Here is a 24,168-nt window from a genome sequence, read left to right as displayed (position 1 = left end):
GCTCAGGCCGCTGCGACGACGTCGATGCGCAGTGCTTCGCCGCCCGCTGCGATCTCCAGCAGCCGGTCCACGTTCGGATGCGCGCCCGGTCGGTTGCGCGCGTCGGCCGTATGTTCGGCGAACACGGCGAGACCATGTTCGGCGGCCTTCGCGTCGAGCGTGCCGAACGCGTTGCGCAAATAGTGGTACACGGCAACCGAGCCCTGCTTGCCCGGCTTGTTCTCGATGCTCGCGACCACGGCGCCTTTGCCGTCGACGAGATCGATCCGCTCGATGCCGTCGATGCCCGGCAGTTGCGCGAGGTTGTCCTTGAATACGTTGCCCGCTTGAATCACTGAAACACTCCATCGTTCGAAAATAACTGGCCGGCCGTATCTTAGCCGATTGAATGTGCGGCGGCCGAGTTTGCATGCCATGACCGTCTTTCACGTGCCTTTCTGCTTCGGACCCCAACGCAAACGCTTCGCGATGAAAACGCTCGTCAGCAACATTGTTCGATCAACGTTAAAATTGCTGGCTCGAACTCCGTCCGTATCTTCGAGTGCGCCAACGTTTGCCGCGCACCGGCCTCATGCCTTCGTCGAGGGCAGCCTAACGAGTCAGTAGCAAGGAACGACTTCAATGACAGGCGCAGACTTGTCCAGCATGCTGCCCGAGATGCTTCCAAGGTTATGGGCTTTCGCATTGCGCATTTCCGGCGACCAGCACGACGCGGAAGACCTCGTTCAGCGTGCCTGCGTGCGCGGACTGGAACGCGCGCACCAGTTGCAGGCGGACACCGCGCCGCTTAGCTGGATGTTCTCGATCGTCCATTCCACGTGGATCAACGAACTGCGTGCCCGTTCGGTGCGCAGCCGCTCCAGCATGGAATGGGACGACGACTTTCTCGAAACGGTCGAGGACCCGAAGGCGCGTACCCCGGAACAGATCACGATGAACGCGCAGATCATCGAGGCCGTGCAGCGCCTGCCCGAGGCACAGCGCGCCGTGATGCTGCTGGTCGCCGTCGAAGGACTCAGCTACAGCGAAACGGCCGAAACGCTGAACGTTCCCATCGGCACGGTAATGAGCCGGCTGTCGCGCGCGCGCCAGGCGATCGGTGCGCTGTTCGCCAGCAAGCCAGGCCCGTCGATGAAAATGGCCACCCTCGGCAAGGACTCGGCGTCATGAAAGTAGACGACATCACGCTGATGGCCTACGTTGACGGCGAGCTCGACATCGAGGAACGCCGCGAGATCGAACGCGAGCTCGACGACTCGCCGGAGCTGGCGGAGCGCATCGAACTGTTCCGCGCATCGAGCCTGCCGTATCACGATGCGTTCGCGCAGCAGAAGCTGCCGCCCGTGCCCGAATCGTTGACGCGCAAGATTGCCGAGCTGTCGCGCACGCACGCGAGCGCGACAGCGCCCGTGCCGCCCGGCCCCGCCGCCGATCCCGCCGCGAACGATGCCGTCGCGCCGCCGAACCTTGGCCTGCCACCGTCCGTGCCCGTGCGTTCGCTCATGCGCTTTTCCGCGCCGTGGCTTGCCGCCGCGTTCGCGGCAGGCGTGTTCTCTTGCGTGGTCGGCTTGCGGCTGTTGCCCAGCCTTCCGGGTTTGCCGGGCGGTGCTGCAACGGTCGCGTCCGCGCAACCCGCTTCGCCGTGGGTGATGGCCGCCGCCGGTTATCAGGCGCTCTATTCGCGCGACACGGTGGCCGTCGCGACAGACGCGGCCGTGTCGGCAAAAACCGTCGCCGACATCCATCAGATCGACGGTTTGCCCGTGCGCGTGCCTGATCTCAGCGCGCAAGGCCTGACGTTCAAGCGCATCCAGAGGCTGCGCTTTCACGACAAGCCGCTGGTGCAGATCGTCTATCTGCCGCAAACGGGCGGCCCGGTCGCGTTGTGCGTCGTGAAGGACGCAAAGCCCGACCAGTCGCTCGCGCAGCAGAAAATCGACGACATGGACGTCGTTACATGGCGGCAGTCGGAGCTGAGCTACGCGCTGATCGGCACGGCGGGCCAGGTCGATCTCGACAAGCTCGGCAAGCTGATCGCGAAGCGCGATGTCGACGCGATGTTCAGCCAGGCGCCGCTGCCCGAGCGGCCCGTGGCGAGTTGACGGGGCATGCAAGGTTCTTCGCGCGGAAGCACGTCGGATCGGAGCATTGCCCCCATGCGTGGACAGGACGTTATACTTGTTGTTCAGATAGCTGTGACATGATTGATTTAGCGTGTTGCGGTACTCCCTACCAAGGCCCGAGCGTATGAAAGTCGACGATACCGTGCTGATGGCGTATGTCGACGACGAACTATCGCCACAAGAACGTCAGCAGATCGAGGACGAACTTCGCGCACACGCGGAGTTCGCGGATAAGGTCGCCCTTCTCCAGGCGTCGCGCCTGCCCTATCGCGAAGCATTCGCCGCGCAGAAACTGCCGCCCGTACCGGAGAGTCTTGCCAGACGTGTCGACGATCTGATCCGCGCGCATACGCAAGCCGCGAAGCTGAGCGCCGCCGCGCAAGCCCAGCAGGCCGAACAGGCCGTGGCGCCCGCCGCTTCGCAAGGCAACGCGCCGGGCGCGAACGACTCCGCGATCCGACACGACGCGCACATGCCGCCTTCCGCGCCCGTGCGCTCGCGCCTGCGCATCGCGCCGGCGTGGCTTGCCGTCGCGTTCGTCGGCGGCGCGTTCTGCTCCGCAATCGTGCTGCGGCTCGCGCCCGGCGTCGGCCTCGACGCGCCCGGCAAGCCGTCTGGCAACACCGCGACAGTCGCGTCCGCAACGATGGGCTCGCTGCCGTGGGTACAGGTCGCCGCGAGCTATCAGCAACTCTATTCACGCGATACCGTCGCGCATCTGTGGCCTGATTCGTCGGACGCGCAAAGCACCGTCAACGAGATTCGCAGCGAGGACGGCATTGCGCTGAGCGTGCCCGACCTCAGCAAGGCGGGCTTGCGCTTCATCCGCGTGCAGCGCCTGAAATTCCACGGACGCCCTCTCGTGCAGATCATCTATCTGCCGCAAAAAGGCGATCCCGTCGCGCTGTGCGTGATCAAGGAAAACAAGGCGAATCAGTCCGTCGCGTCGCAACGCATCGACACGATGAACGTCGTCACGTGGCGCGAGTCCAATCTCGGCTATGCGCTGATCGGCGCAACCAGCAATGGCGATCTCGCGCCGCTTGGCAAGGAGATCGCCGAACGCCGTTTCGATCCGCTGTTCGGTTCGGTTTGATCCCGCGCGCGCACTGACGCGTGTTGTATCCGTTGTCGATTCATGCCCAGACTTCCCTTTAGCATTGTCGCGGGCGGTGCGCTCGCCGTCGTCACGCTTGGCTCGATTGCAGGCGCGTACGCGTACTCGCATGGCCTCGGCGGCCTGCTCGGCACGCAGCCCACGGCGAACCAGATCGTCGATCGCTTCGAAGCCGTATCGGGCAAGCACCCCGGCTTTCGGCGCAATCACGCTAAAGGCGTGTGCGTGACCGGCTATTTCGACAGCAACGGCAACGCCGCGCCGCTCTCGCGCGCAAGCGTGTTCGCAGCGGGCAGGTCGCAGGTGGTGGGACGCCTGTCGATCGGCGGCGGCAATCCCGCGCAGGCCGATGGCGCCTCGAACGTGCGCAGCCTTGCGCTGCGCATCGTCACGCCGGGCGGCGGCGAATGGCGCACCGCGATGAACTCCGCGCCTATCTTTCCGGTACGCACGCCCGAGGCCTTGTTCGACATGCTCGCAGCCTCCCGGCAAGCGCACGACGCCACCACGTACGGCGACAACCCCGGCATGGATGCGTTCATGAAGACGCATCCCGAAGCCGCGCGCTTCGACCAATGGCTGCGCGATCATCCGCCTTCATCGGGCTTCGACAATGCCGCGTACTATAGCGTCTCGGCATTCCGGCTGATCGATCGCGACGGTCATGCGCAGGACGTGCGCTGGCGCGTCGAACCCGACGACGCCTATACGCCGCTCGCCGCCGCGCAAACGCACGACACGGATTTTCTGGAGCGCGGTCTCGCCGGGCGTCTGCGGCAGGGCCCCGTGCGCTGGCACATGATCATCACGCTCGCGCAACCGGGCGACGTCACTAACGATTCGACACGCCAATGGCCCGCGAACCGCACGCAGATCGACGTGGGCACGCTCGTCGTGCAGCGTGAAGAGCCGCAGATCGACGGCCCATGCCGCGATATCAGCTTCGATCCGCTGAAGCTGCCCGATGGCATTGCGCCGTCTGACGATCCCCTGCTCAAGGCACGTTCCGCCGCGTATGCGCAGTCGCATGAACGCCGCGTGCATGAAGAGCAACGCTACGCAGCAGACAAGTAAGCGCGGCTCACCCAGATAGTGGGCGCGTGCGCGATGGCGCTTCGTTTGATCGAACGGTTCTTCGCTGCGCTAAAGCACAAAAGATTTTTTGCGCCGCGTCTTTCGATGCCGCGGGGCTCGCGCTGCAAACCTTTGTCCCACAAGCACTTTTCGCGTGTTCATTCGCATTCGCCACCGATTGAGAAACGGATGGAATAGCCCCTTGCTATCAGGTGTTCTGTATGACGAGAGCGCTGCAAAAACATAGACGGCGCCTCGGACCAGAACGACGGGGGATATCGGCGCGCCTGGGTCGCGCCGCGATGGTAATGGAGTACACATGCGAATTGCCTGTTTCACTTTCAGCGACGTGCTGTTCAAACAGATCAGTGAAGCGTTCGAACAGAACGGCACATCCTGCACGCGTTTCACCGACGAGCTTTCGCTGATCCGCTTCCTGCAACGCGATTCGGCGGCGCTCGTCATCTTCGATGCAACGCAGAGCCAGATTCCCGCGCTCGCGACACTGAAGTGGCGCAGTTGCCATTTCCGCACCGATCTGCCTGTGATGATGATCGGCCGTTCGTGGGACAGCGAAGCCGTGATCGAGGCGCTCGACGCGGGCGTCGATGAAGTCGTGATCGGCACGGCGAACGTCGAAGAAATCATGGCGCGCGCGCGGCGCTCGATTTCGCGTTGCCGTGGCTCGCGCGTCGTCGACCGGTTGACGGTGGCGGGTTACACGATCGACCGGACCGCGCGCACGGTGAGCTTCGGCGAGCGTTGCGTAGCGCTGACCGCGCGCGAACTGAGCCTCGCATGGCTGCTGCTGATGAACGCAGGCTCGCTGATGAGCCGCGAGCAACTCGCCAACGCCGTGTGGGGCAAGGACGCCGACCTCGCGGGCCGCTCGCTCGAACAGCACATCTACAAGCTGCGCTCGAAGCTCGCGCTCGATAGCCGCGACGAGTCGCCGCTGAAAACGGTCTACTCGCTCGGCTATGTGTTCGTCGCACGGCATGACGAGACGCTCGACAGTCGACAGCCGATGGCCGCGTGAACGGGCTTTCGAGCACCACAGCGCAGATTGGAAAGAGGCACAGTGCAGGACGAATGCGACCGCGCGGCACACGATGCACGCGCCCGACGATGCGGCAACCCGCCCGCCACCGGTATCCATTCGCCATGCTCGTTGTGATGCGCCCGTTCACGCATGCGAACTACCCTTCGCGCATGCGTCAACGGCGTGCGAGCGCCGACCTCAAACGGCGCGTCGCCGCCTATTGGGCGGCGTGAAGTCTTACGCAAGAATCTGGTTCAGATACCCGAGACGCGATGCCATCTGCGGATCGGACGGCTGCTCGAAGGCGTTGCAGAAGGCCTGCGTCGCGGCCTGTGCGCTATTCGTGCCCTTGACGGCCGCAATCGCGCCCGCCTGCGAGGTCTGCAACTCCTGTTTCAGAAAGCCGTAGTTCGCGGCCTCGCTCGATGGATCGAGGTTGTGCTGGCGCGCGTAGTCGAGCAGACCTTGCTTGCGCGTACCGCCCCATTGCGCGATTCCGTATCCGTTCGCGTTGTCGTCGGCCATGTTCGAACCCGGCGCGCCGATCTTGCCGCCCTGGTTGATGCCCGAGTTCATGCCGCCGCTCTCGTGCCACAGGTTCGCGACAATGCCCGCCGCCTGATCCTTCGTAAGCCCGAAGTCCTTTTGCAGATTGCTGACGTAGGCGTCGGCGGTCTGCTTGCTTTGCGCAGGCGACAAGGCTTGGGTTTGCGGCGCGGTGCTGAGTCCTTCGGGTGCGGCGCCTGTCGATGCAGCGCGCGTCGGAGGCGGTGCCGACGTGGAAGCGGGCGCGCCGTTCGGGCTTGCGGTATTGCTTGCGGCGGTATTGCTTGCGGCGGTATTGCTTGCGACCGTATTGCCTGCACCGCCATTGCCGATGGCCGCCGCACTGCTGCCGGGCATCGCCGCGAAATTATCGTAGCCGCCAGACGGCGTGCCGCCCGCCCCGCCTTGCGCGCCCGTGCCGTCAGGGTCGCGCAGCATGGCGGCGAGGTCGGCGAAGAACTGCGACAGACCGCTATCGCCGACCGCCGATGCGCCCGCCGTCCCCGCACCTTGTCCCGTACTTTGCCCCGCTCCGCCGCCGTCGATCAGCTTCGCGATATCGCTCAGCAGATTCGCAACCGATGCGTCCCGAGACGCGCCATCGCCCTGCACGCCCGCGACGGGCGACAGCCCCGACACACCACCCACGCCGTTGAGAAGAGAAAGAGTGTTCATCCGAGTCCTCTGAGGAGAAGGCCGACGCAGCGCCGTATCGAATGCGTCGTCGACCTGGTGGCGTCACGATAAAAGCTCTTCAGCGGCCGGACCGCGCGGCGCACGAAGCCAGATGTGCAAACGCGAAAGCGCAGCGCGCCGCCATGTGCTTCGCCCGGCCGTATCGATGCTTCGCGTCGCGCGGGTGTTCGATACGGCGTGGCTCGTATCCTCGTTCGCATCCCATCCCGCCCGCTTATGCCGAACCATCAAGGAGCAACTCAATGCGCCTCTCCGGACGACGCGCCGTCATTGCCATGTCCATCTCGCTATCCGTCGTGTTGTGCGCTCACGCATTCGCGCAGACCGCGCAACGCGACGGCTTGCTCAACGTGAACGCCGCCGACGACGGGATCGAAGCGCGACATCGTGAAGCCGCGCGCGCGGAGCAAAGGCGCCTCGACGCACATCGCGAGGAAGCACATCGCGAAGACGCGCATCTCGAACAGGACCGCCTCGCCGAAGCACGCCGTGAGGCGCGCATCGACGCGTACCACGCATGGCTCGCGCACTGGCACGACATGCGCTCGCGCGATGGCATGACGCCATGACCCCGGAGCGCCGCATGAACCGCCGCGCATTGCGTCTCGCCGGCGCGCTGCTGGGCGCGTCGATGTCGCTTGCGACGCCGGCAGCCCGCGCCGACTGCTTCGACGATGCCGCCGCCTGGCAACGTCTGAATCCGCTGATCTTGCGCGCGATCGCGTGGCAGGAATCGCACAACAACGCCGACGCGACCCATGCGAACGCCAACGGCTCGACCGACTACGGCGTGATGCAGATCAACTCGATCCATCTGCCGGAGCTGGAGCGATACGGCATCCGGCGCGACGCGCTGATGGTGCCGTGCAAGAACGTCTATATCGCTGCGTGGCATCTGCGCAAACAGGTGGTGCGCTACGGCAACACGTGGACGGCCGTGGGCGCCTATCATTCGTCGACGCCTGCGCTGCGCGACGACTACGCGCGCCGCATTGCCGCAATCATCGAACGCTGGCGGCGCGATCCTGCGCATGCGATCCCGGTGACGGCGGCCTCGCTGGCCGCGCGTTGAGCGTTTTGCGGAGTCGTTGGTGAGCAGCGCGTCGGCACAACAGCGGCGCGTCCGACGAATCTCGCGCGCCGCATCTCGCGTCCGATCAGACGTCGTTCTTCTGATTCAGATCGCCCGACGACACCGACACCTGCGACGAATCGAACACCTTGTTGCCGCCATCGCCCGTTTCCGGCTTCGTCAGCCCGCCGCCGCCGAACACCTGCGCGATGTTCATCTTGCCGTTGGAGTGACCCGTTTCGAGAATCGCGGCTTCCTTCGTCGCGCCCGAGTTCAACGTGACCGAGCCGTCCGCGCCCATATGGCCGACGTTGTTGCCGCTCCCGTTGTACAGGTTGCCCTGCGAGTCTTCCTGCAGATGCAGTGCGTCGCCGCCCGCCTTGCTGTTGATCTTGATGTCGTGCATGCCCTGTCCAGCCGTGCCCAGACCGTTGCTGGCAGACGCCCCCGTAGCGGAGCCCGCGGGCGGCATCGAACCGGGCTGCCCGCCCATCGGCGAAGCGGGATTCTGCGCGCCTTGCGCACCTTGTGCGCCTTGCTGACCACCGAGCACGCCCGCCAGATCCTGCAGGAACTGGCTGACGTTGTTCGCGCCGCCCGCGTTGTTCTGCTGACCGTCGATCAGTTGCGACAGATCCTGCAGCAGCTTGCCGACGTCGCCGCCCTGACCCGGCACAGCTTGCGACGCGCCTCCCGTCATGCCGCCGACGGGCGTGTAGTTCACGGGATTGAGAAAGGATTGGGTAATGGAGTTCATCGAATTCTCTCTGGTTAAAAAGAAGACGAACCGGCGATCTTTGCCCGATCCCGATTCAGCCTCGACGATAGATTCATGTGAGCACGCCACACGCATGCAGCGCGAAGCCGCGTGACGCGTCGCGAATGACGCATGCAGTCGACGCGCCGCACCGCGCCGGGACGTCGTGCCCGCTTCACCCCGCCGAGGACGCGCTTCGGCACGCGGCACGACGCTTCGCGCAGCCGAAAGACCAATGGCGACGGCGCACACAGAATGCAGTGTCGGGCGTGTGCCCGCTTTCGATCGTCAACCGTTCATGCGAGACCGCCATGTCGAATCTTCAATGCAGTCCATCCGTGCTCAACGCGATGATGTCGGTGTTTTCAGGCGGCATGCGCATCGGCGCCATGCCGGAGTTGCATGACATGCTCGGCGCGTTGCGTGCGTGGCAGCCGGACAGCCCGCTGGCCGACGTGTGCGAGGCGCGTCTGCTGATCAACCAGACGCAATGGCGCGAAGCCGCGAGCCTTTTGCGCCACGTGACGAGCCGTCACGCGAATCTGCCCGTCGTGTCGGCGCTATTTGCGCTGTGTCTTTTCATGCAGCACGACGATGAGTGGCGGCGCGCCGCGACGGACACCGTCGATACGGGCAACGACACGGCTATCGCCATCGTCGCGCGGTTCCTGAACGTGCCCAATGACGAGGCTGCGAGCGTTCATGGTCCGGAACTGTCGATGCGCGTGCTTGCTGCAATCGAGACGACTCGCGCGGTGGAGCACAGTTGATAGTGATGGCGCGTTGCTCGTGCCGAAGATTAGCGGCCTATGCCGACAGCTGTTGCATCTCGGCGAAGAGATCGGCTTTCCCTTCGAAACCGATACCGGGCAGATCGGGCATGGTGATATAGCCGCCTTCCACCCTCACGCCATCGGGGAAACCGCCGTACGGCTGGAACAGGTCCGGATAGGATTCGTTGCCGCCGAGACCAAGGCCCGCCGCGATGTTCAGCGACATCTGGTGTCCGCCGTGCGGAATGCAGCGGCTCGGCGACCAGCCGTGCTGATGCAGCATGTCGAGCGTGCGCAGGTATTCGACGAGGCCATAGCTGAGTGCGCAGTCGAACTGCAGCCAGTCGCGGTCGGGGCGCATGCCGCCGTAACGGATCAGGTTGCGGGCGTCCTGCATCGAGAACAGGTCTTCGCCTGTCGCCATCGGCTTGTCGTAGTAATTGCGCAGCGTGGCTTGCAATTCGAAGTCGAGCGGATCGCCGGGCTCTTCGTACCAGAACAGGTCGTATTGCGACAGTGCCTTCGCGTACTGGATAGCGGTGTCGAGATCGAAGCGGCCGTTGGCATCGACGGCGAGCTTCTGGCCGTCCTGCAGCACGCTCAGGATCGAGTCGATACGGCGCAGATCTTCGTCGAGCGAAGCGCCGCCGATCTTCTTTTTCACCACCGTATAGCCACGGTCGATGTAGCTGCGCATCTCGTCTTTCAGCTTTTCGTGGTCCTGGCCCGGGTAGTAGTAACCGCCCGCGGCATACACGAAGATCTTGCGATTGGGCTGGCCATCGCCGTAACGGTCCGCCAGCAACTGGAACAGCGGCTTGCCTTCGATCTTGGCCACCGCATCCCAGATCGCCATGTCGATCGTGCCGATGGCGACCGAACGCTCGCCGTGGCCACCCGGCTTTTCGTTCGTGAACATCGTCGCCCAGATCTTGTGCGGATCGAGGTTGTCGCCCGTATCGTCGACGAGCGTGGCGGGATCGGCTTCGAGAATGCGCGGAATGAAACGCTCGCGCATCAGCTTGCCCTGGCCGTAGCGACCGTTGGAATTGAAGCCGTACCCAACAACCGGCTTTCCGTCCCGGATGACGTCCGTCACCACGGCGACGAGACTCAGCGTCATCTTGCTGAAGTCAATATAGGCATTCCGGATCGGGGAACTGATCGGAACGGTCTTTTCGCGGATTTCAACGATTCTCATGATGGCGTCTCCTGAGTTTTGAGCACGTTTTGCATGTGTCTGGCTGCAATGGAAACTAGCTTATCCGCGGAACGCCACGTTAGAATTCACCTGAATTCATTTCATTTTTTACTTTTGGCGAATAAACCGAAGTGACGACCGACCCGGCTTCCGATTTCGAGTTTTTCATCCTCATCGCCAGGCTGAAAAGCCTGTCGGGCGCGGCGCGTGCGCTCGATCTCACGCCGCCGGCGGCGACCAAGCGGCTGGGGCTGATCGAACAGAGACTGGGCGCGCGCCTCGTCAACCGGACCACACGCAGTGTCAGCCTCACGCCGGAAGGCGAGACCTACCTGCGCTACGCGACGCAGATCGTCGCGCAAGTCCGGCAGATGGAAGACGACATATCCGGGTCCCGGTCCGACCCGCATGGGCTATTACGGATCAACGCGACGCTCGGCTTCGGGCGCACGACGATCGCGCCGCTCGTGTCCGACTTCGCCAAACGGTTTCCCAATGTCGAGATCCAGTTCGAAGTGACCGACCGGCCCATCGATCTCGTCGAGGAAGCATTCGACATGGCGATCCGCTTCGGCGAACTACCCGACAGCCGGCTTAGCGCACGGCGCATCATGAGCAATCGGCGCTTTCTCTGCGCCTCACCCAGATATCTCGAACGTTTCGGCACACCGGAGCGCGTGGAAGATCTGGTTCAGCACCGTTGCATCATTCATCGACAGAACGACGATGCGTATGGCGTCTGGCGGTACATGCAGGGCGACCGCACGGAAGCGCTGAAAGTCAAGGGCGCGCTGTCGAGCAACGACGGCGATATCGTGCTGCGATGGGCGCTCGATGGACATGGGATATTGATTCGTTCCGAATGGGATCTGGCGAAGTACGTTCAGAGCGGCAGATTGAAACTGGTTCTGCCGGAAACGGTATTGCCGTCGGCGGATCTGTTTGTCTACTATCCCAGCCAGCGGAACCAGACTGCGCGCGCACGGGCATTTATCGATTTTCTGATCGATCATTTTCAGGCGCCATTCATTCCGGTTGAAACGGGGGCTGCGATTTTTGCCCGGAAGAAGCGAGGGGGACGAAAGGCGTGAGGCTGGTGTCGCAGTCACGCTGACTGCACCGTGTGCGGAGCGACCTGAAAAGAGCGCTTCGACGCCGTTTAAAGCGGCGACGACCATTTGGCAGACCGGCCGTCCTGCTCTCACCCTTATGCTATGCCTTTTCCCCCTCTCTCTTACTGCCAAGCAGGTTGAGGTATTTCTGGTAATCGGCAGTGGCTGCCTGAACTTCGCCTCTGATCCGGTTCACAGCAGACGACGAATAACTTCGCTATAGCAGCGCACCTTCTCGTTCGGATCCGTCGCGTTGAAGCCCTGTTCGAACCATTGTTGCGCCGTAAGTTCGTTCCCATCCACCGCGACAGCCGTGGCAGCCGACGCCTGATCTTTTTTCGCGGCCTTTTGCGCGGTCATTGAGGCAGGGTGAATCGCAGCCGTCAGCGGCACGTTCAAGTGTCTGTCGCGCAGGCGGCTCATGGCTTCGAAGAAATACTCCATTGGTAGGCGCAGCGCGTTGTAGCGCCTAAGCGCGTCGATCTTGCCAGTTAGGTGGTTTGCAATCGCCGGGGTGCCGAAATCGAAACCCTCCAGCATCAGCGGCACGATGTTGCGTCGATTGTTCAGGGCGACTTCGATTTCACGGCGCAACCAGTCATCGGCCCCATCACAGCGCTCCAGGGCAGAAGGCGTGAGCAGAATCAGGAAGTGCGCGCGGGCTCTGATGTTCTCGAGGATGACAGTCTCGAAGTCGCCACTAGCAATGCCCTAATAGTCGAAAAATACGTCATATCCGTGCTGCGTCAGGTTCAGAAAAACCGCCAATGCCCGCGGCGCATGAGTGCGGCGATAGCTGATGAAAACGGATTTCTCGACCCGATCCATGTCCAGTCCCCTGACTGTGGATTTCCATCGAATCCTGACCCCACCTGAGACAGGGCAGTGCATCTATTGGGACAAGGAAACGGTTCGTCGCGTTGCAGCTGATTCGGGATCGTGCCTTCGCGCTTTGCAATTGCTATCTGACCGCGAAGAACAACGCGTTTTACGAAAATCCGTGTGGCGTCTGCATGACCTCTAAAGCGGCGATGCGGGCCCCGACAGACTCCAGTCATTCGCCGGCTCATAAGCGACTTGACCAAAGTACATCATTCGCCAGTTCTGCAACTTGGAAAAGTCTTTCGCGAAACCGGCGACGGAATCGTGGACCAGATAGTCGAAAAATTCGAGCAACTGGTCCCGTTGGCCCGCAGGTCCGACGATCAACGTGACATCTTCATAGGCTCTTGCAAGCGTCTCTTCCCGCAAGCTGAGCTTTCCACCATTGAGCCGCCTCGTCTCCGCGGCGGCGGTGGCCTCGTTAACCGCGTTGCCATCCGCCGTGACAATGGCGAGTTCCTTCCTGACGTTCGGCACGAGGTCGTTATTGTGGGTCTCAGCAAGCACCTGCTCGGAGGCTGTCACCCGTGCCTGCGCTTTCTCGTCATTCGTGAGCTTAGACAGATAGCTGCGCGCGATATACATCTGGTAGAGATGATCCGACGTCGCCTTCTCGATGGGGCCACTCGCCTGCGCGCGGCTCATATACGAGTCGAACAGTGCCGCCGTCCTTGACGAGACAGCGAACGTCCCCTTGATACCCGGACCCAATGTTTCAAGCGCGGACAACGGCACGCCCGCCGTTCTCGCCGCGCGATACATATGTAGAAGAGGCACCTGACTGAGCTTGTCTTCGTCCTTCAAGGCGCGCGTCTGCTCCCCTGGCGCGTAACCGCCGCCGACATCCGAATGCACACCCGGATAGACGACCTCGTGAACATTGGCCGGATAGTGCTTCCCGTCGCGCACGGAATCGAGCGGAAACGAATCTCTGACTTCATGCGCGGCGACGTAATGGACGCACTGTTCCACCATTGCCGGTATGCGCAGATCCTTCGCCCACTCGTAGTGACCGTCTTTATTCGTGAAGGACAATCCAATGCCCGCCAACGGCGAGATCACATAGGTCCCAATTCTGACGAGTGGACTGTGGTCATAGGTTTTGGCGCCTGCGGGCACACCCGCCGAAGCGACGGTATCGAACAGTCCCATGAAATACAGGCGAATGGGATGCCCTTGATATGTCCAGCCGCCCGCACCCTGGCGACAGTCCTTTGCAACTTGAATCGCAAATGCGCGCGCAAGCGCCGCGCCCCTCGAAAAACCGAACAGCGCCAGATTGATCATCCGGATCGGCTGTGTCGGATTCTTTGCGCGCGCTTTGGCTTTCGCAACCAGCTTATCGAAATCGGCGCGCGCCCGCGCAAGCCGTGCGTCGCCGCCCGACGCCACGCCGAGCCCCATCGTACTGTAGCCGTGCTCGCCGATTTCCGGATACGGCGTGCCGAGACCCGGAACATAGATCGCGTATTTACCCAGTTCGTCATCGCTTTCCGGATGCGTCAGGAACAACCGCGCGACGTTGCTGTGTTTGAGCTTCGGTGTGTCGTTGAAACGATTGTTGCCTGTGCCATCAAAGAAGACCGAAATCCAGACCGTTTGCGAGCAGTCGGGCGTGCCGGGCTTCTTCGACGGGTCGAGGCAAGCCATCGCGGCCGCGCGTTGCCTGCGCTCTTCGAGCGACAGCGGGCGCAGTCCTGCCATCGGTGTAAGCTGGGTATCGTCAAGCATGCCCGCCCCGTCAGCGAACGTAGGGCAAGCGGCGTTCGAGCTTCAAACGCGGCGGCGAAGGTCCGTCGTCACCCGAAATCGCACCTTCGATATGACCATCCGGATAGAAGTGCACTTCGAGATACGCAGGTTTCTCAGGAATAGGCCCCTTGACTTCGACGCGTGCCTTCAGATGGTCCTGGTCGGCGGGCTCGACGATCTTGTCCGAGGGATAGGCCACCAGCGCTTCGCGCATGTATTCGACGTCGACCATGAAGGGTGTTTTCGTCGAGCGATCGAGCCGGACACAGCAAGCGTATTTGCCGCCGCCCGATGTCTTTGTGCTCAGGAATATGTTGCCGCCCGAAATGCCGTTCACCGCGAAGTCGAGCAAAGCCCGGTTCGTGTAGTCATACCCCACGAGTTCGAGCTCATACGGCTCTTTCGCGCAACCCGTCAAACTTGAAGATTCCACAATACCGACTCCGACAAGAATGCCAACCTTGAGCAGTTTTCTCAAATGCATCACTCGAGTTTTTCCTCACAAAATGCGATCAGTGCGCAACGTGCCCGGTCAGCCAGCAGCAAGGAACTGTTCTTTTCCCGCTCGGTCGCCCCGTGCAGCGCATTGGCTACGATGTCGTAGCGGGTCGACTCGTCGATCATCGCAAGCAGGTCGTCATCCGTCTGCGCCAACATGTAAAGAATCGAATCGGTTAATCCCGCGTCGGTAAAGATGCTGACCTGTCGATCATTCAACCTCAGTGGCGAACGGTGGTCCGCATTGGCCTGAAACCCATGGATCACTTTCTGAAGCGAGCGCTTGCGATCCAGATACCACCATTCGTCGACCATCGCGAGATACGACGTCAACTGTGCTTGCGTCAATGCCTGTGCCAATACGGGTATCACGCGCGTGTCGAACAGTTTGACCTGCCACTCCGTTCCATCGTCGCACACGGCATCCAGTCTATTCCTGATTGCCTCGACAAGCCGTTGCAGCGAAAGCGGTGAGACGATGAAAGAGAGCCCGCGCGGATCCTCCACGCATTTCTCGCATAGCTCGCGTACCACATCCCGTCGCGACGGTTCGATCGGGATGACAAACGGTCCGAATTGCCTTGCACCCGTGTCGTCAGCGGCGTCGAACACCAGTTCGATATTCGAGGTTGCCGGAAAGCCTCGCGCCCTGCCCGCCAACGCAGAGAAAAGCGTCGGATAGGCGACGCCATATACGAAGGCGTAAAGCGGCCGGCCTGCGTCGCGGGCAAGGAAACCGACAATTTCCTGCTCCAGCGCGTCGGCCGTCATAGTCCTGAGTGTGGGCACGTTCGAACTCACTTCGTACCCAGCAACGCGCCCTGCGAGTATTCGGCGAGCAGGCAGGGAATGCAGATGGACTTAGGCATCGAAGGCAGCGGGTACGCATCGCCCGTCGGCCCAGCGAATGAATGTTGACTGCCCTTGATGTCGATCTTTCCCGGCGCATGAATCTCGATGTTTCCACCTTTGATCCGCAGGTACGCGCCACCCGATGTGAGAAGGATCTCCTGCTTGGCCGCCGCTTCGATATTTTCCGTCGCGGATAGTACTTTGAAGGCCTTCTGCGCGGTCAGTTCGATGTCGCCAGAATGGGCCTGAATCTCAACTTTGCCTTTGGCCGCAAAGAGTTTCATGCCGGCGTTCAGCGTGAACAGGCTGAGCTTTTCGGCAACGCTCGCTACGAACGCATGGCCCGCTGCCAAGTACGCACTCTGTCCGCTGACAAGGTTGATATGTTCATTGGCCGCGATATGTATTGATTGTCCCGTCGATAAGGCAATGCCTGACGGACTTGCCATCAGCATCGCGGGATCACGGAACGCTGCCGCACTGCCCGTGCCGCCGCCCGCCGTGTTACCGCCAGACGAAGAACCGGCTACGCTATCTTGCGTTGCATCCGTCAAGGACTTCAGCGAGTCGCTGCCATCCTTAAGGCTCTCCGCCTGATGCGTCGTGCTCGCATCTGACATGGCACCCAGCACGCTCCCGGCATTCACCAGTTGTGAACTCGCCGCGCGCACATCGAGTGGCTGGCTAACTACAGGGTGAGTTGTGACATATAGACCTTGCGCCGCGCGCACCGCGCCATACGCGTCCGACTTCAGGTCGAACCCGCTGCCCAGATAGGCGCCCCGCTCGTTTCCATTCTGTGCAATCAGATAACCCAGATGCAGAGACGAATTCGCGCTGCTGCTATAAAGCTGGAGGCGATTCTGCCCGGTCGCATCATCCATCACCAGATGGTTGTATCCGCTGCCTCCGAATTCCTTCGACCGGTAACCGGACAGCAAGCCGTTCGAATGCCATTGCGGCTTCATCGCGCCGTTGTAGATCCGGGCAACCACGATCGGCCGGTCGCAATCGCCATCGACATAATCGACAAGAACTTCCTCGCCGACACGCGGCAGATGCACACCGCCATAACGGCCACCCGTATCCGATTGCACGACGCGCAGCCAGCACGACGCGCGTTCGTCTCCGCTATTGAGCCGGTCCCAGATGAAGCGCACCTTGATGCGATTCAGTTCGTCGCTATAGACTTCTTCGTTCCCCGGCCCGACAACGATTGCCGATTCGAGTTGCACGTCTGGCTTTTCGTGCTCGAGCGGACTGCGATACGGCACCGTCGTGCGCTGCGCCTCGATATCGACCCGGAAGAATCCTTCCGATCCGTTGACGGACACCGGGCCGGCCGCCGTCGCACCTTCATGCCGCGCACGGACGGCCGCCACCGACGCCTGCAGGCTATGAGGAAACACCGGCGCATCACGGTTGACAGGCAGGTTGTTCTCAATCGTCCAGACGGTCTCGATCACGGCAAACTCCCGTTGACCGGCAGCATCACGGTCGTGATCGGGATGCCCGCTCAATGAGAAGCGCCGTCCGGCGTCGATGCCACGCACGCCTCCCGCTCCGTGAAAGCGCTTCGCTTGTGACTCCCATTCCTCCACACGGATGCGCGAGAGCGCGTCACCGCGATCCTGCGGCCCATACGTGTAAGCGCCCGTGTATTCGTAGACCTCGGCTTGCGCAGGCAACGCACCTTGCGTGGGCATCGTGGGAGTGCTGGTGCCCTTCGGGTTATATACGCTGGACGGGCTTTTGTAGTCGAACGTGCGCGTGGTCAGCAGCGCGCTTTGAAGCGTGCGCGTGCCCGACCATTGCGTGAGCGCATCCGCTTCGCTGTTCGTTCCCGCGCGATAAAACTGCACCGTTCCGGGTGACATCGCGACGAACGCCGAGAGTTTGTCCGTGATCACCAGCGTATGGGATTTGCCGTCCTGCGCCTGCTGCCAGAAACCATACAGGCCTTCCGACTCCAGCAACCGATGCACGAAGTTCCAGTCGTACTCGTCCTGCCGGCAATACGAGCGTATGGGACGCGGCTTCGACAGTTCAAACCGGAATCGCCCTTGGGCTTGAGGATGCGCGTTGAACACATCGCTGACGATATCCTCGACGCTCATGTCCTGCCAGATACGCTGGTCGCGCCGGAACTTGAGAAAATGCATCCACGATGCGAACCCGATCTGATAACTGGTTAGCGCACTGTCAGAGCCGAGCCGGCGTGCGGTGTGCACGAAGCCGTTATGAGGCAGATAAGACTTGTCAGACTGCTGTAGCCAGAGCGTGACGGGCTGCGCGATCAGTTTCTTAAGTTCGATGCCCGAAGAAGTCGAGACGACGTCGACGGTGAAATCGAAGTGCCTCCCGATGCGCGAACTGCCCACCGCCCGCTGCGGCACAACCAGGTCGCCGCCCAGCGGCGTATCCAGCTTCAACAACCGGTCGCCCTGCGCAAGCCCACCCGTGACGGCCGCGATAATATCCTGCGCCCCCATAACGCCTCTTCTTGTTTGTTGCTGATTAATGCGCGCGATTTTACAAGATTAAAACGAACAGGCGACCCAATAATTTTTAAATGATCATCAAAAGCGATTCAAAAAAGGTTAAATATGCGGCTGGCATTTTCATGCAATGGTAAAACCTGCATTTGCCCGGCGCTTCGTGGAAAAAATGACCGAAACCATATGACTGGCGCGCCCCGCACGGAAACGGTGCCTTTTTAGAATGAATCGTGAGAATCGAATCGCCTTACGCGGCACCATTTAAATGAAGCCGGAATCATTTTATATTTCTTACCAGGCCTCCATTACGCACGTCTATCGCACAACGCACGCCCGCCCATGGTCGGTCATTTGACCGATGCCACCGGCTCCAATCCAGTGCGATCCTTCCCTTCGGCACGTTCATTAGAATCCGTTAGGGAGTTGCAATGGTTGATCGTCAGGAAGATATCACTCGAGCTCAGAACGAACGCTGGCTCACGCGCTACTATTTCGTCCGGACTGCATTTTCCGTTGTCTGGGTCGTACTGGCTTTCTCCGTCGGGCAGCACTTCCCGGTCACCGCAGTTGCACTGCTGGTCGTGTATCCCGCGTGGGATGCTCTGGCCAATTACATCGACGCGTCGCGTAACGGTGGGATGGCTGACAATCCTACTCAAACCATCAACGTCATCATCAGTGCCGTTGCAACGGTTGCGGTGATGGTGGCCTTGGGATTGAACTGGGTGCTGGGTGTATTCGGCGCCTGGGCGATACTTTCCGGATTGCTTCAACTCGCCACTGCCGTCCGCCGTTGGAAACACCTTGGCGCGCAATGGGCGATGATCCTGAGCGGCGGACAGTCGGCATTGGCAGGGGCATTTTTCCTGATGCAAAGCGGCGCGCCGACGCATTCCGCGATTAGCAGGGTGGCCGGCTACGCAGCCGTAGGCGCCGTCTACTTTCTCGTTTCTGCGTTGTGGCTATCGGTCGGCCAGCTTCGCCGCAAGGCGCTTCGAACGTCTTGAAGAACGGGCGCAATTGCCACATGGCGGCAGTCGCCTGGCGTCAATTCCGGGCGTTCAGGACGAACGTGAGTACGTATTGGCCGCTGCTTAGCCAGCTACCGGTGAGCATGGCCGTGCCATCCAGGACAACACGCGGCGCACCCATCGTGGCAGGGAGCGTCGCCGCCGTGTCCGGCGTCGACGGATGGAGGGCTGGTCTGCCGTCATCGACGTTGCTGTTCGTCACGCCCTCGCGAACCGTGCTCACGTAACTGACCGATTTATCCAGTCTGCCGGGAGCCACGCGTTCGATGGGACGGAACGAATCCTCGGGAAGCGACACATCCGGGATTGCCACGTTCCTGTCATCGCCGGTCGCCATTGGCCGCGATACGCTTGCCGCGTGGCTTTCCCAACTCTCGCCCGAATCAGATTCTCGAAAGCAGCAACTCGCGATGTCCGGATGAGCGGCTGCGTTTCCGCCAAGGGCAAGTGCCATCAACATAGCGCCCGTCTGTAGAGGCTTGCGCATGGACTTCTCCCGTCGCTCGAACATCCTGTGTTCAACGGTCCGACTCGAACTGAAGCATGGGACGTCCCGCGTCGGGCCAACCTGAGTCCCATGTCAAGTCGAGTGGGATAGGCCACCTGGCCGCGCGGATCGTCATTCATCATTCGTCATTCACCACGCAGCACAATCTGTTCAGCATAAACGCTGAAGTCACCTTAGGCAATCAACCTGTACGCTGCGCGCAAGCCGATCGAAATTCTTCTGATGCAGTGCGTCTGCGGACCTCGCGCTCGTGTGCGTGATCAGACAAAACGCAGCGCATCTTGCAGGCCACTTCGCGGTAAGGCGGCCACATCGCGTGCGAGCGTTGAGATCCGAAAAAGCCGTGCGTTCCTGACCTTTCCGCGCCCTGCATGTGCGTACCGTATAGGCTCAGCCTGATGCAAAGCGAACGATGGATACTCTGAACTTACGCGGCCCCCACCCGAATACCGATTCATTCTTCAGCTTGATGGCGCGCATGTGCGCGACACTATCGCTCTGCGCATTCGCGAGCACGTGCTTTGCACAAAACCGGGTCCCGGCCGCAGACGGCATGCCGGCCGCGCAAACGCCGAAGCCTGCCGTCGTCGCGGTTCCTGGATCATCAGCGGCGGTTCTCTCGGCTGGTGAGCAGCTGGCCGAACTGGGCGCGCCCGGCATTCCCGCCTGCTTCAGTTGTCACGGTGCAGGCGGAAGGGGCAACGGTGCGCATTTCCCTGCCATTGCAGGTCAGCCGGTTGCATACACGATCGCCCGAATCCATGCGTTTCAGGCACGCGCGAAGGAAAGCGGCGCGAAGCCCGGCACGATGAAGGCCGTCGCGTCCGCACTCGATGAACAACAAATCGATCAGGTCGCCGCGTACCTATCGGTGACGAAGCGTTGAACGCACGGCGCGACCGCCTGGCTACGATCGGCTGCGCCGTTCCCGTGCGTGATTTACTGTTTGGAGACGTTGCACTCCACGCCGCCTGACGCGCTGGTGGCAGCGGTATTCCTGAACGTAAGCGTGAGCCTGCTTCCCTTGGTCGCTGTGATGATCTGCCCGTAACTGACGGTCGGAACAAACTGAATATCGGGGGCAACCGCCACGGGAGGATTCTTTGTCCCGTCGACAGTCAGATCAAGCTCCACGGTAATCGAATCAAGCGCAACGCCATAGTCCTGCTTATGTGCCGCGAGATTCTTCTTCGCATTGCACAGGCCATCTAAAACGTGTTCCAGAGCAGTCGGAATATCGACGGACTTTCCCGGCGGAATGGGCGGCGTGTTGCAGCCGACAACCAGGAATGGCAGAACAAACAGAGGGAGAGAGAGATTAACGCGCATCACGATTCCCAGTTCGGCCTTGCACGACTGCCACTATTCGCCTGGTTCGCGATCGGTTCTGTTCGGTGCCGCACAGACATCGCAAATGGCCTGGCATGGTGCTTCGATGAAGTAAGCGCTCTCAACAGGTGTTGCAATGGACCAGCACCCTGTCACAACCGATCCCTCACCATCGACTGACCATCCTCCGCAATTTCGAAAGCGAGCATCCGCCTGAAGGCCGAAATTGGGCGGAATATTTCGACACCCATTCACGTTCTATCTGCGAGGCTCGCCGGCACTGGCAAGCTCGGGTCCTTCATCCGTGACGACATTCACGCGCGCAATGTGTGCAAGCCTGCTTGCACCGCTGCGCGAAGGCTAAGCTTTGAGCGCCGCGATAAATGGTCTCGAGCGACCGCGACGATGACGAGGGTTCTTACCCATGCAGATTGGAGAACGTTTCCGCAGACGCCCGACACTCATCGAGAGAACATTGGACCCAGGAGCTTACGGGGCCGGCGAATCCGGCGCCGTGGCGAGGCGACGCAGCCCTTCGAGGAGAAACATCATGATCGACAGAAACCATGCTGTGTACATGCTGGCGGCGCTCGCACTCGGCGTTGCGCCGCTGAGCGCCAATGCCGACGGGACGATCCATGTCAAGCTCACGGACAACATGATTCAACTCGATCCCGCTACGGTGAATGCCGGGCGGGTCACGTTCGAGGTGAACAACGCAACGAGCGGCAATACCGAACATGAGCTGGTGGTGCTGAAGACAGACATGGACGATGCGCATCTGCCTGTCCACAAAGGCCAGGTCACGGAAAGCCGGTTCAAGAAAATGGGCGAAGTGGAGGACCTGGCGCAGGGCTCGACAAAGCACCTGTCATTGAAACTCGCGCCAGGACACTACGTGCTGATTTGCAACCGGCCGGGGCACTATGAGATGGGCATGCACACATCGTTCGTCGTTGCGCGCTGAGGCGACGCACGAACGGCACGCCATTCATCCAGGATGATGCGTCAGCCCGATCGCCGCGGCTCATGCGCATCGTCAATTCACTTGAATGGCGACACCATCATCGACTTCGCCGCACTCGCGCCGGCCCCGCTCGAGGCGGCCGGCGTCCAGCGATAAAGCACGATGCTCGAATCGTTGTAGTTGTCCTTCGTGACTTCATATTCGCCGTTCGAACGCCGGTACGCCCGAAGTCCATACATCGAGTCCACGTCGTTGCCGACATCGACTGCGTTCGGGTTGCTATTGACGAGCGTGATATCGAGCTTCCCCGTCGTGAGGTTGTACGCATCGATATTCGGCACGGTATGGACGTAGCCCACAAAAAGATAATTCCCGGCCGCCACGACCGATTTGGGATTGGCGCCAGTCAGGTTGATCACGGGATCCGGTGCAGTTCTGTTGCCGGCCAGCCATCCGTGATACACCTCGACACGCGATCCAACCGCGGTCCAGTCCGTGCTGCCCGTGATCCCGGTGAGTACCATCGTATCGCTTTCGGGCAGGTACATGATGCGCGTCAGTTGCGAGATCGTCGCCGGAATCGGCATCGTGATCGCGGCACCCCACAACGGTTTGCCGTCCGCGTCGAAACCCGTCAGCGGATAGTGTGAAATCGCGTTGGTCTTGTCGAGGCCAGCCCAGATATCGCCCTTGCTATCCAGGCAAAAGCCGTTTCGGACTTTTACCGTCGTACCGAACGCCGTTCCCGGCAGCGTGCTATCGGGAATCGCAATGTACCCGCTGGTCCGATTGAAATGAAAAAAGTAAAAGGTATCCGGGTTCTGGCTTGCTGCAACGAGTATCCGGTGTCCGCCCACGCTGACGACCTGGGCGAAATGTTCGCCGCGTTCGTGGTCGGCGAGATTGATGCGCGGATCGGCGGGGTAGGTAAACGGATCGATTGTGTTCGCAACGTACGCGCCTCCCGGAGTGCCCGCATAGATGTGCATGCCGCCGTAGAAGATCGCCCCGTCGGTGGCTGGGTCCGGCGCGGCGTTGCCTTCGAAGTTCACCGACTGGAGCTGCCAGCGCAACACGCCGGTGCCATCGTATGCGTGGATGTCGGTGCCTCCGTTGCGGCCGAGATCCCATGATCCGCCCCACGGGTTGTTCAGCACATAGAGATTGCGCGCAGAATCCCGGCCAATCCCCGTCACGCGCGTGAACCGCCTGTCGCCTACCTGCCCCTTGACCCCCGTGACCGCATTGAGGTATCCGCCTTGAACACCAAATGTTCCGGCAACATACGGTGTGCTGGAGACGTCATAGATCTTGATGTTCATGTCCGGCCCTTCGTCGCCAATCCATAGCTGCCCGGTGACCGCGTCAAAATATAGCGAAGCGGGTTGTGCTTTCGCTGCCAGCTGGATGGTATTTTTGCGTTCACCTGTCGGGCTGAACTGGACCACGGCACCCGTGCCCGGCTGCGCGACCCAGATGTTGCCGCCCGCGTCCACCGCGAGCGCGCCCGGCCCTGCCACAGCGATATCGCGCAACCAGTCCCCCGAGGTCGTGTACACCCGCACCCGGTTGCCTGGAAAATCGCTCGCGTAGAGCAGCGCGCCGGACGTGGCGAGTCCCGTGACGACATCCGCGAGGCGTTCGGTGGTCGTGTCGCTTACCGCAATGAGCAGGTCGCGCGTGCGGCTTTGCCGGTTGTATCGACCGATCTTCCCGCTTCCATATGCGACGTTGAACTGCAGCGCAGCGAACAGCGAGGTCGAGTTGCCCGTGATCGCGCCGCCCTGAAACTCGCCGTGCGCGCCGATCGATCCGATGTTCTGTCCATTCTGATACATCGCGATGCCGCCCTCGCCCTCGTCCCACATCGACGCGGTATAGATCACCCCTTCCGATGCCACCCACATCGAGCGAGCCACATTGCCCACGCGAGTCGTCGCCGTGCCATGTGTGTTGGCCAACCAGCCGGTGGAGTATTGAGCCTCGCAACCGGACGCAGCCGCCAGGTTCAGCACGACTGCGACTAATGCGGTACAGAGTCCTTTGAAAACCATGAGAGATGTTTGTTTGATCGCACGCCGTGCAGCACGGACGTCCATGGCGCGGTGTTGCCAACCCTGGCAAACTTGCAGTCCGGGCCCAACGATTCGAGCCCATACGTCGCGAAGCGAGCGAAGTGACGCGTCGAATGGGTGCGGGACGTCGTACGGGTTAACGGCGACGCGCGGCGCGAGTTGAGCGATCAGGCAAAGTGCCGCCGCGCGCATCCGCACCGCAAAGCGTGACGCCGGCACGGCATCGATTGATAACCAATGAACATCAATCGTTCACAACATTG

The 24,168-nt window shown here is 61.3% G+C and carries 24 protein-coding genes; 12 read left to right on the top strand and 12 right to left on the bottom strand.

Annotated elements, in window-relative coordinates; all coding sequences use genetic code 11:
- Nucleotides 1–2: 2 nt before the first annotated feature.
- A complete protein-coding gene (locus KFO72_RS04705) occupies nt 3–335 on the bottom strand; it encodes a DUF2322 family protein (RefSeq protein ID WP_054932257.1) in 333 nt (110 codons plus the stop codon).
- Nucleotides 336–621: 286 nt separating this feature from the next.
- Between KFO72_RS04705 and KFO72_RS04700 the strand changes: the two genes are divergently transcribed.
- The 5 genes from KFO72_RS04700 to KFO72_RS04680 all read left to right on the top strand — a co-directional run bounded on the left by KFO72_RS04700 (nt 622) and on the right by KFO72_RS04680 (nt 5,353).
- Nucleotides 622–1,170, top strand: coding sequence for an RNA polymerase sigma factor (locus KFO72_RS04700; RefSeq protein WP_054932258.1), 549 nt, complete (start codon nt 622–624; stop codon nt 1,168–1,170).
- Nucleotides 1,167–2,102 carry an anti-sigma factor gene (locus KFO72_RS04695; protein WP_225031513.1) on the top strand — a complete coding sequence of 312 codons (936 nt, stop codon included), beginning with the start codon at nt 1,167–1,169 and terminating at the stop codon, nt 2,100–2,102. The genes KFO72_RS04700 and KFO72_RS04695 overlap by 4 nt, the downstream gene beginning before the upstream one ends.
- A gap of 145 nt (nt 2,103–2,247) precedes the next feature.
- Nucleotides 2,248–3,219 carry a hypothetical protein gene (locus tag KFO72_RS04690; protein WP_062918094.1) on the top strand — a complete coding sequence of 324 codons (972 nt, stop codon included), beginning with the start codon at nt 2,248–2,250 and terminating at the stop codon, nt 3,217–3,219.
- Between the two features lie 42 nt (nt 3,220–3,261).
- The gene (locus KFO72_RS04685) at nt 3,262–4,314 is read left to right on the top strand and encodes a catalase family peroxidase (RefSeq protein ID WP_225031512.1); all 1,053 of its coding nucleotides are present in this window, start codon (nt 3,262–3,264) and stop codon (nt 4,312–4,314) included.
- A 319-nt stretch (nt 4,315–4,633) separates the two neighbouring features.
- Complete coding sequence (locus tag KFO72_RS04680) at nt 4,634–5,353, top strand: winged-helix domain-containing protein (RefSeq protein WP_062918096.1); 720 nt, start codon at nt 4,634–4,636, stop codon at nt 5,351–5,353.
- A gap of 240 nt (nt 5,354–5,593) precedes the next feature.
- Here the strand turns inward: KFO72_RS04680 and KFO72_RS04675 are convergent, their stop codons facing one another.
- Nucleotides 5,594–6,577 (bottom strand): phage tail tip lysozyme, encoded by a 984-nt coding sequence (locus tag KFO72_RS04675; RefSeq protein ID WP_225031511.1) that lies wholly within the window; start codon nt 6,575–6,577, stop codon nt 5,594–5,596.
- Between the two features lie 263 nt (nt 6,578–6,840).
- Here KFO72_RS04675 and KFO72_RS04670 point away from each other — a divergent pair, with 263 nt between their 5' ends.
- Both KFO72_RS04670 and KFO72_RS04665 read left to right on the top strand, forming a co-directional pair.
- A complete protein-coding gene (locus tag KFO72_RS04670; protein ID WP_225031510.1) occupies nt 6,841–7,167 on the top strand; it encodes a hypothetical protein in 327 nt (108 codons plus the stop codon).
- 14 nt (nt 7,168–7,181) lie between these two features.
- The gene (locus tag KFO72_RS04665) at nt 7,182–7,670 is read left to right on the top strand and encodes a lytic transglycosylase domain-containing protein (protein WP_176053627.1); all 489 of its coding nucleotides are present in this window, start codon (nt 7,182–7,184) and stop codon (nt 7,668–7,670) included.
- Nucleotides 7,671–7,755: 85 nt separating this feature from the next.
- Here the strand turns inward: KFO72_RS04665 and KFO72_RS04660 are convergent, their stop codons facing one another.
- On the bottom strand, nt 7,756–8,427 hold the full coding sequence (locus tag KFO72_RS04660; RefSeq protein ID WP_060608253.1) for a hypothetical protein: 672 nt from the start codon (nt 8,425–8,427) through the stop codon (nt 7,756–7,758).
- A gap of 311 nt (nt 8,428–8,738) precedes the next feature.
- On the opposite strand from KFO72_RS04660, the gene KFO72_RS04655 reads away from it, so the two are divergent.
- Nucleotides 8,739–9,197 carry an HrpB1 family type III secretion system apparatus protein gene (locus tag KFO72_RS04655; RefSeq protein WP_225031509.1) on the top strand — a complete coding sequence of 153 codons (459 nt, stop codon included), beginning with the start codon at nt 8,739–8,741 and terminating at the stop codon, nt 9,195–9,197.
- A 37-nt stretch (nt 9,198–9,234) separates the two neighbouring features.
- On the opposite strand, the gene KFO72_RS04650 is transcribed toward KFO72_RS04655, so the two are convergent.
- Nucleotides 9,235–10,401 carry a mandelate racemase/muconate lactonizing enzyme family protein gene (locus tag KFO72_RS04650; RefSeq protein WP_107201431.1) on the bottom strand — a complete coding sequence of 389 codons (1,167 nt, stop codon included), beginning with the start codon at nt 10,399–10,401 and terminating at the stop codon, nt 9,235–9,237.
- Between the two features lie 131 nt (nt 10,402–10,532).
- Between KFO72_RS04650 and KFO72_RS04645 the strand changes: the two genes are divergently transcribed.
- Nucleotides 10,533–11,492 carry a LysR family transcriptional regulator gene (locus KFO72_RS04645; RefSeq protein WP_225031508.1) on the top strand — a complete coding sequence of 320 codons (960 nt, stop codon included), beginning with the start codon at nt 10,533–10,535 and terminating at the stop codon, nt 11,490–11,492.
- 213 nt (nt 11,493–11,705) lie between these two features.
- On the opposite strand, the gene KFO72_RS04640 is transcribed toward KFO72_RS04645, so the two are convergent.
- The 5 genes from KFO72_RS04640 to KFO72_RS04620 form a co-directional block, all read right to left on the bottom strand.
- Complete coding sequence (locus tag KFO72_RS04640) at nt 11,706–12,107, bottom strand: hypothetical protein (protein ID WP_224099342.1); 402 nt, start codon at nt 12,105–12,107, stop codon at nt 11,706–11,708.
- Nucleotides 12,108–12,533: 426 nt separating this feature from the next.
- Nucleotides 12,534–14,126 carry a T6SS phospholipase effector Tle1-like catalytic domain-containing protein gene (locus KFO72_RS04635; protein WP_225031507.1) on the bottom strand — a complete coding sequence of 531 codons (1,593 nt, stop codon included), beginning with the start codon at nt 14,124–14,126 and terminating at the stop codon, nt 12,534–12,536.
- A 10-nt stretch (nt 14,127–14,136) separates the two neighbouring features.
- The gene (locus tag KFO72_RS04630; RefSeq protein ID WP_197496941.1) at nt 14,137–14,580 is read right to left on the bottom strand and encodes a DUF3304 domain-containing protein; all 444 of its coding nucleotides are present in this window, start codon (nt 14,578–14,580) and stop codon (nt 14,137–14,139) included.
- Nucleotides 14,581–14,630: 50 nt separating this feature from the next.
- Nucleotides 14,631–15,416 (bottom strand): DUF4123 domain-containing protein, encoded by a 786-nt coding sequence (locus KFO72_RS04625; protein WP_225031506.1) that lies wholly within the window; start codon nt 15,414–15,416, stop codon nt 14,631–14,633.
- 26 nt (nt 15,417–15,442) lie between these two features.
- Nucleotides 15,443–17,989 (bottom strand): type VI secretion system Vgr family protein, encoded by a 2,547-nt coding sequence (locus KFO72_RS04620; protein ID WP_225031505.1) that lies wholly within the window; start codon nt 17,987–17,989, stop codon nt 15,443–15,445.
- A 434-nt stretch (nt 17,990–18,423) separates the two neighbouring features.
- Here KFO72_RS04620 and KFO72_RS04615 point away from each other — a divergent pair, with 434 nt between their 5' ends.
- The gene (locus KFO72_RS04615) at nt 18,424–19,002 is read left to right on the top strand and encodes a DUF308 domain-containing protein (protein ID WP_225031504.1); all 579 of its coding nucleotides are present in this window, start codon (nt 18,424–18,426) and stop codon (nt 19,000–19,002) included.
- Between the two features lie 40 nt (nt 19,003–19,042).
- Here the strand turns inward: KFO72_RS04615 and KFO72_RS04610 are convergent, their stop codons facing one another.
- Nucleotides 19,043–19,513, bottom strand: a complete 471-nt coding sequence (locus tag KFO72_RS04610; protein ID WP_225031503.1) for a hypothetical protein — start codon at nt 19,511–19,513, stop codon at nt 19,043–19,045.
- Nucleotides 19,514–20,087: 574 nt separating this feature from the next.
- Here KFO72_RS04610 and KFO72_RS04605 point away from each other — a divergent pair.
- Nucleotides 20,088–20,420, top strand: coding sequence for a c-type cytochrome (locus KFO72_RS04605; protein ID WP_225031502.1), 333 nt, complete (start codon nt 20,088–20,090; stop codon nt 20,418–20,420).
- Nucleotides 20,421–20,473: 53 nt separating this feature from the next.
- On the opposite strand, the gene KFO72_RS04600 is transcribed toward KFO72_RS04605, so the two are convergent.
- Nucleotides 20,474–20,863 (bottom strand): hypothetical protein, encoded by a 390-nt coding sequence (locus KFO72_RS04600; protein ID WP_054932274.1) that lies wholly within the window; start codon nt 20,861–20,863, stop codon nt 20,474–20,476.
- A gap of 550 nt (nt 20,864–21,413) precedes the next feature.
- Between KFO72_RS04600 and KFO72_RS04595 the strand changes: the two genes are divergently transcribed.
- Nucleotides 21,414–21,830 (top strand): cupredoxin domain-containing protein, encoded by a 417-nt coding sequence (locus KFO72_RS04595; protein ID WP_062918108.1) that lies wholly within the window; start codon nt 21,414–21,416, stop codon nt 21,828–21,830.
- 77 nt (nt 21,831–21,907) lie between these two features.
- Here KFO72_RS04595 and KFO72_RS04590 read toward each other — a convergent pair whose 3' ends face one another.
- Nucleotides 21,908–23,884 carry an SMP-30/gluconolactonase/LRE family protein gene (locus tag KFO72_RS04590; protein WP_225031501.1) on the bottom strand — a complete coding sequence of 659 codons (1,977 nt, stop codon included), beginning with the start codon at nt 23,882–23,884 and terminating at the stop codon, nt 21,908–21,910.
- Between the last annotated feature and the right edge of the window lie 284 nt (nt 23,885–24,168).

Source organism: Paraburkholderia sp. XV (assembly GCF_020177535.1).
GTDB lineage: Bacteria > Pseudomonadota > Gammaproteobacteria > Burkholderiales > Burkholderiaceae > Paraburkholderia > Paraburkholderia caribensis.
Note: the sequence above shows the minus strand (reverse complement) of the source record. Positions and strands in the feature narration are given on the sequence as shown.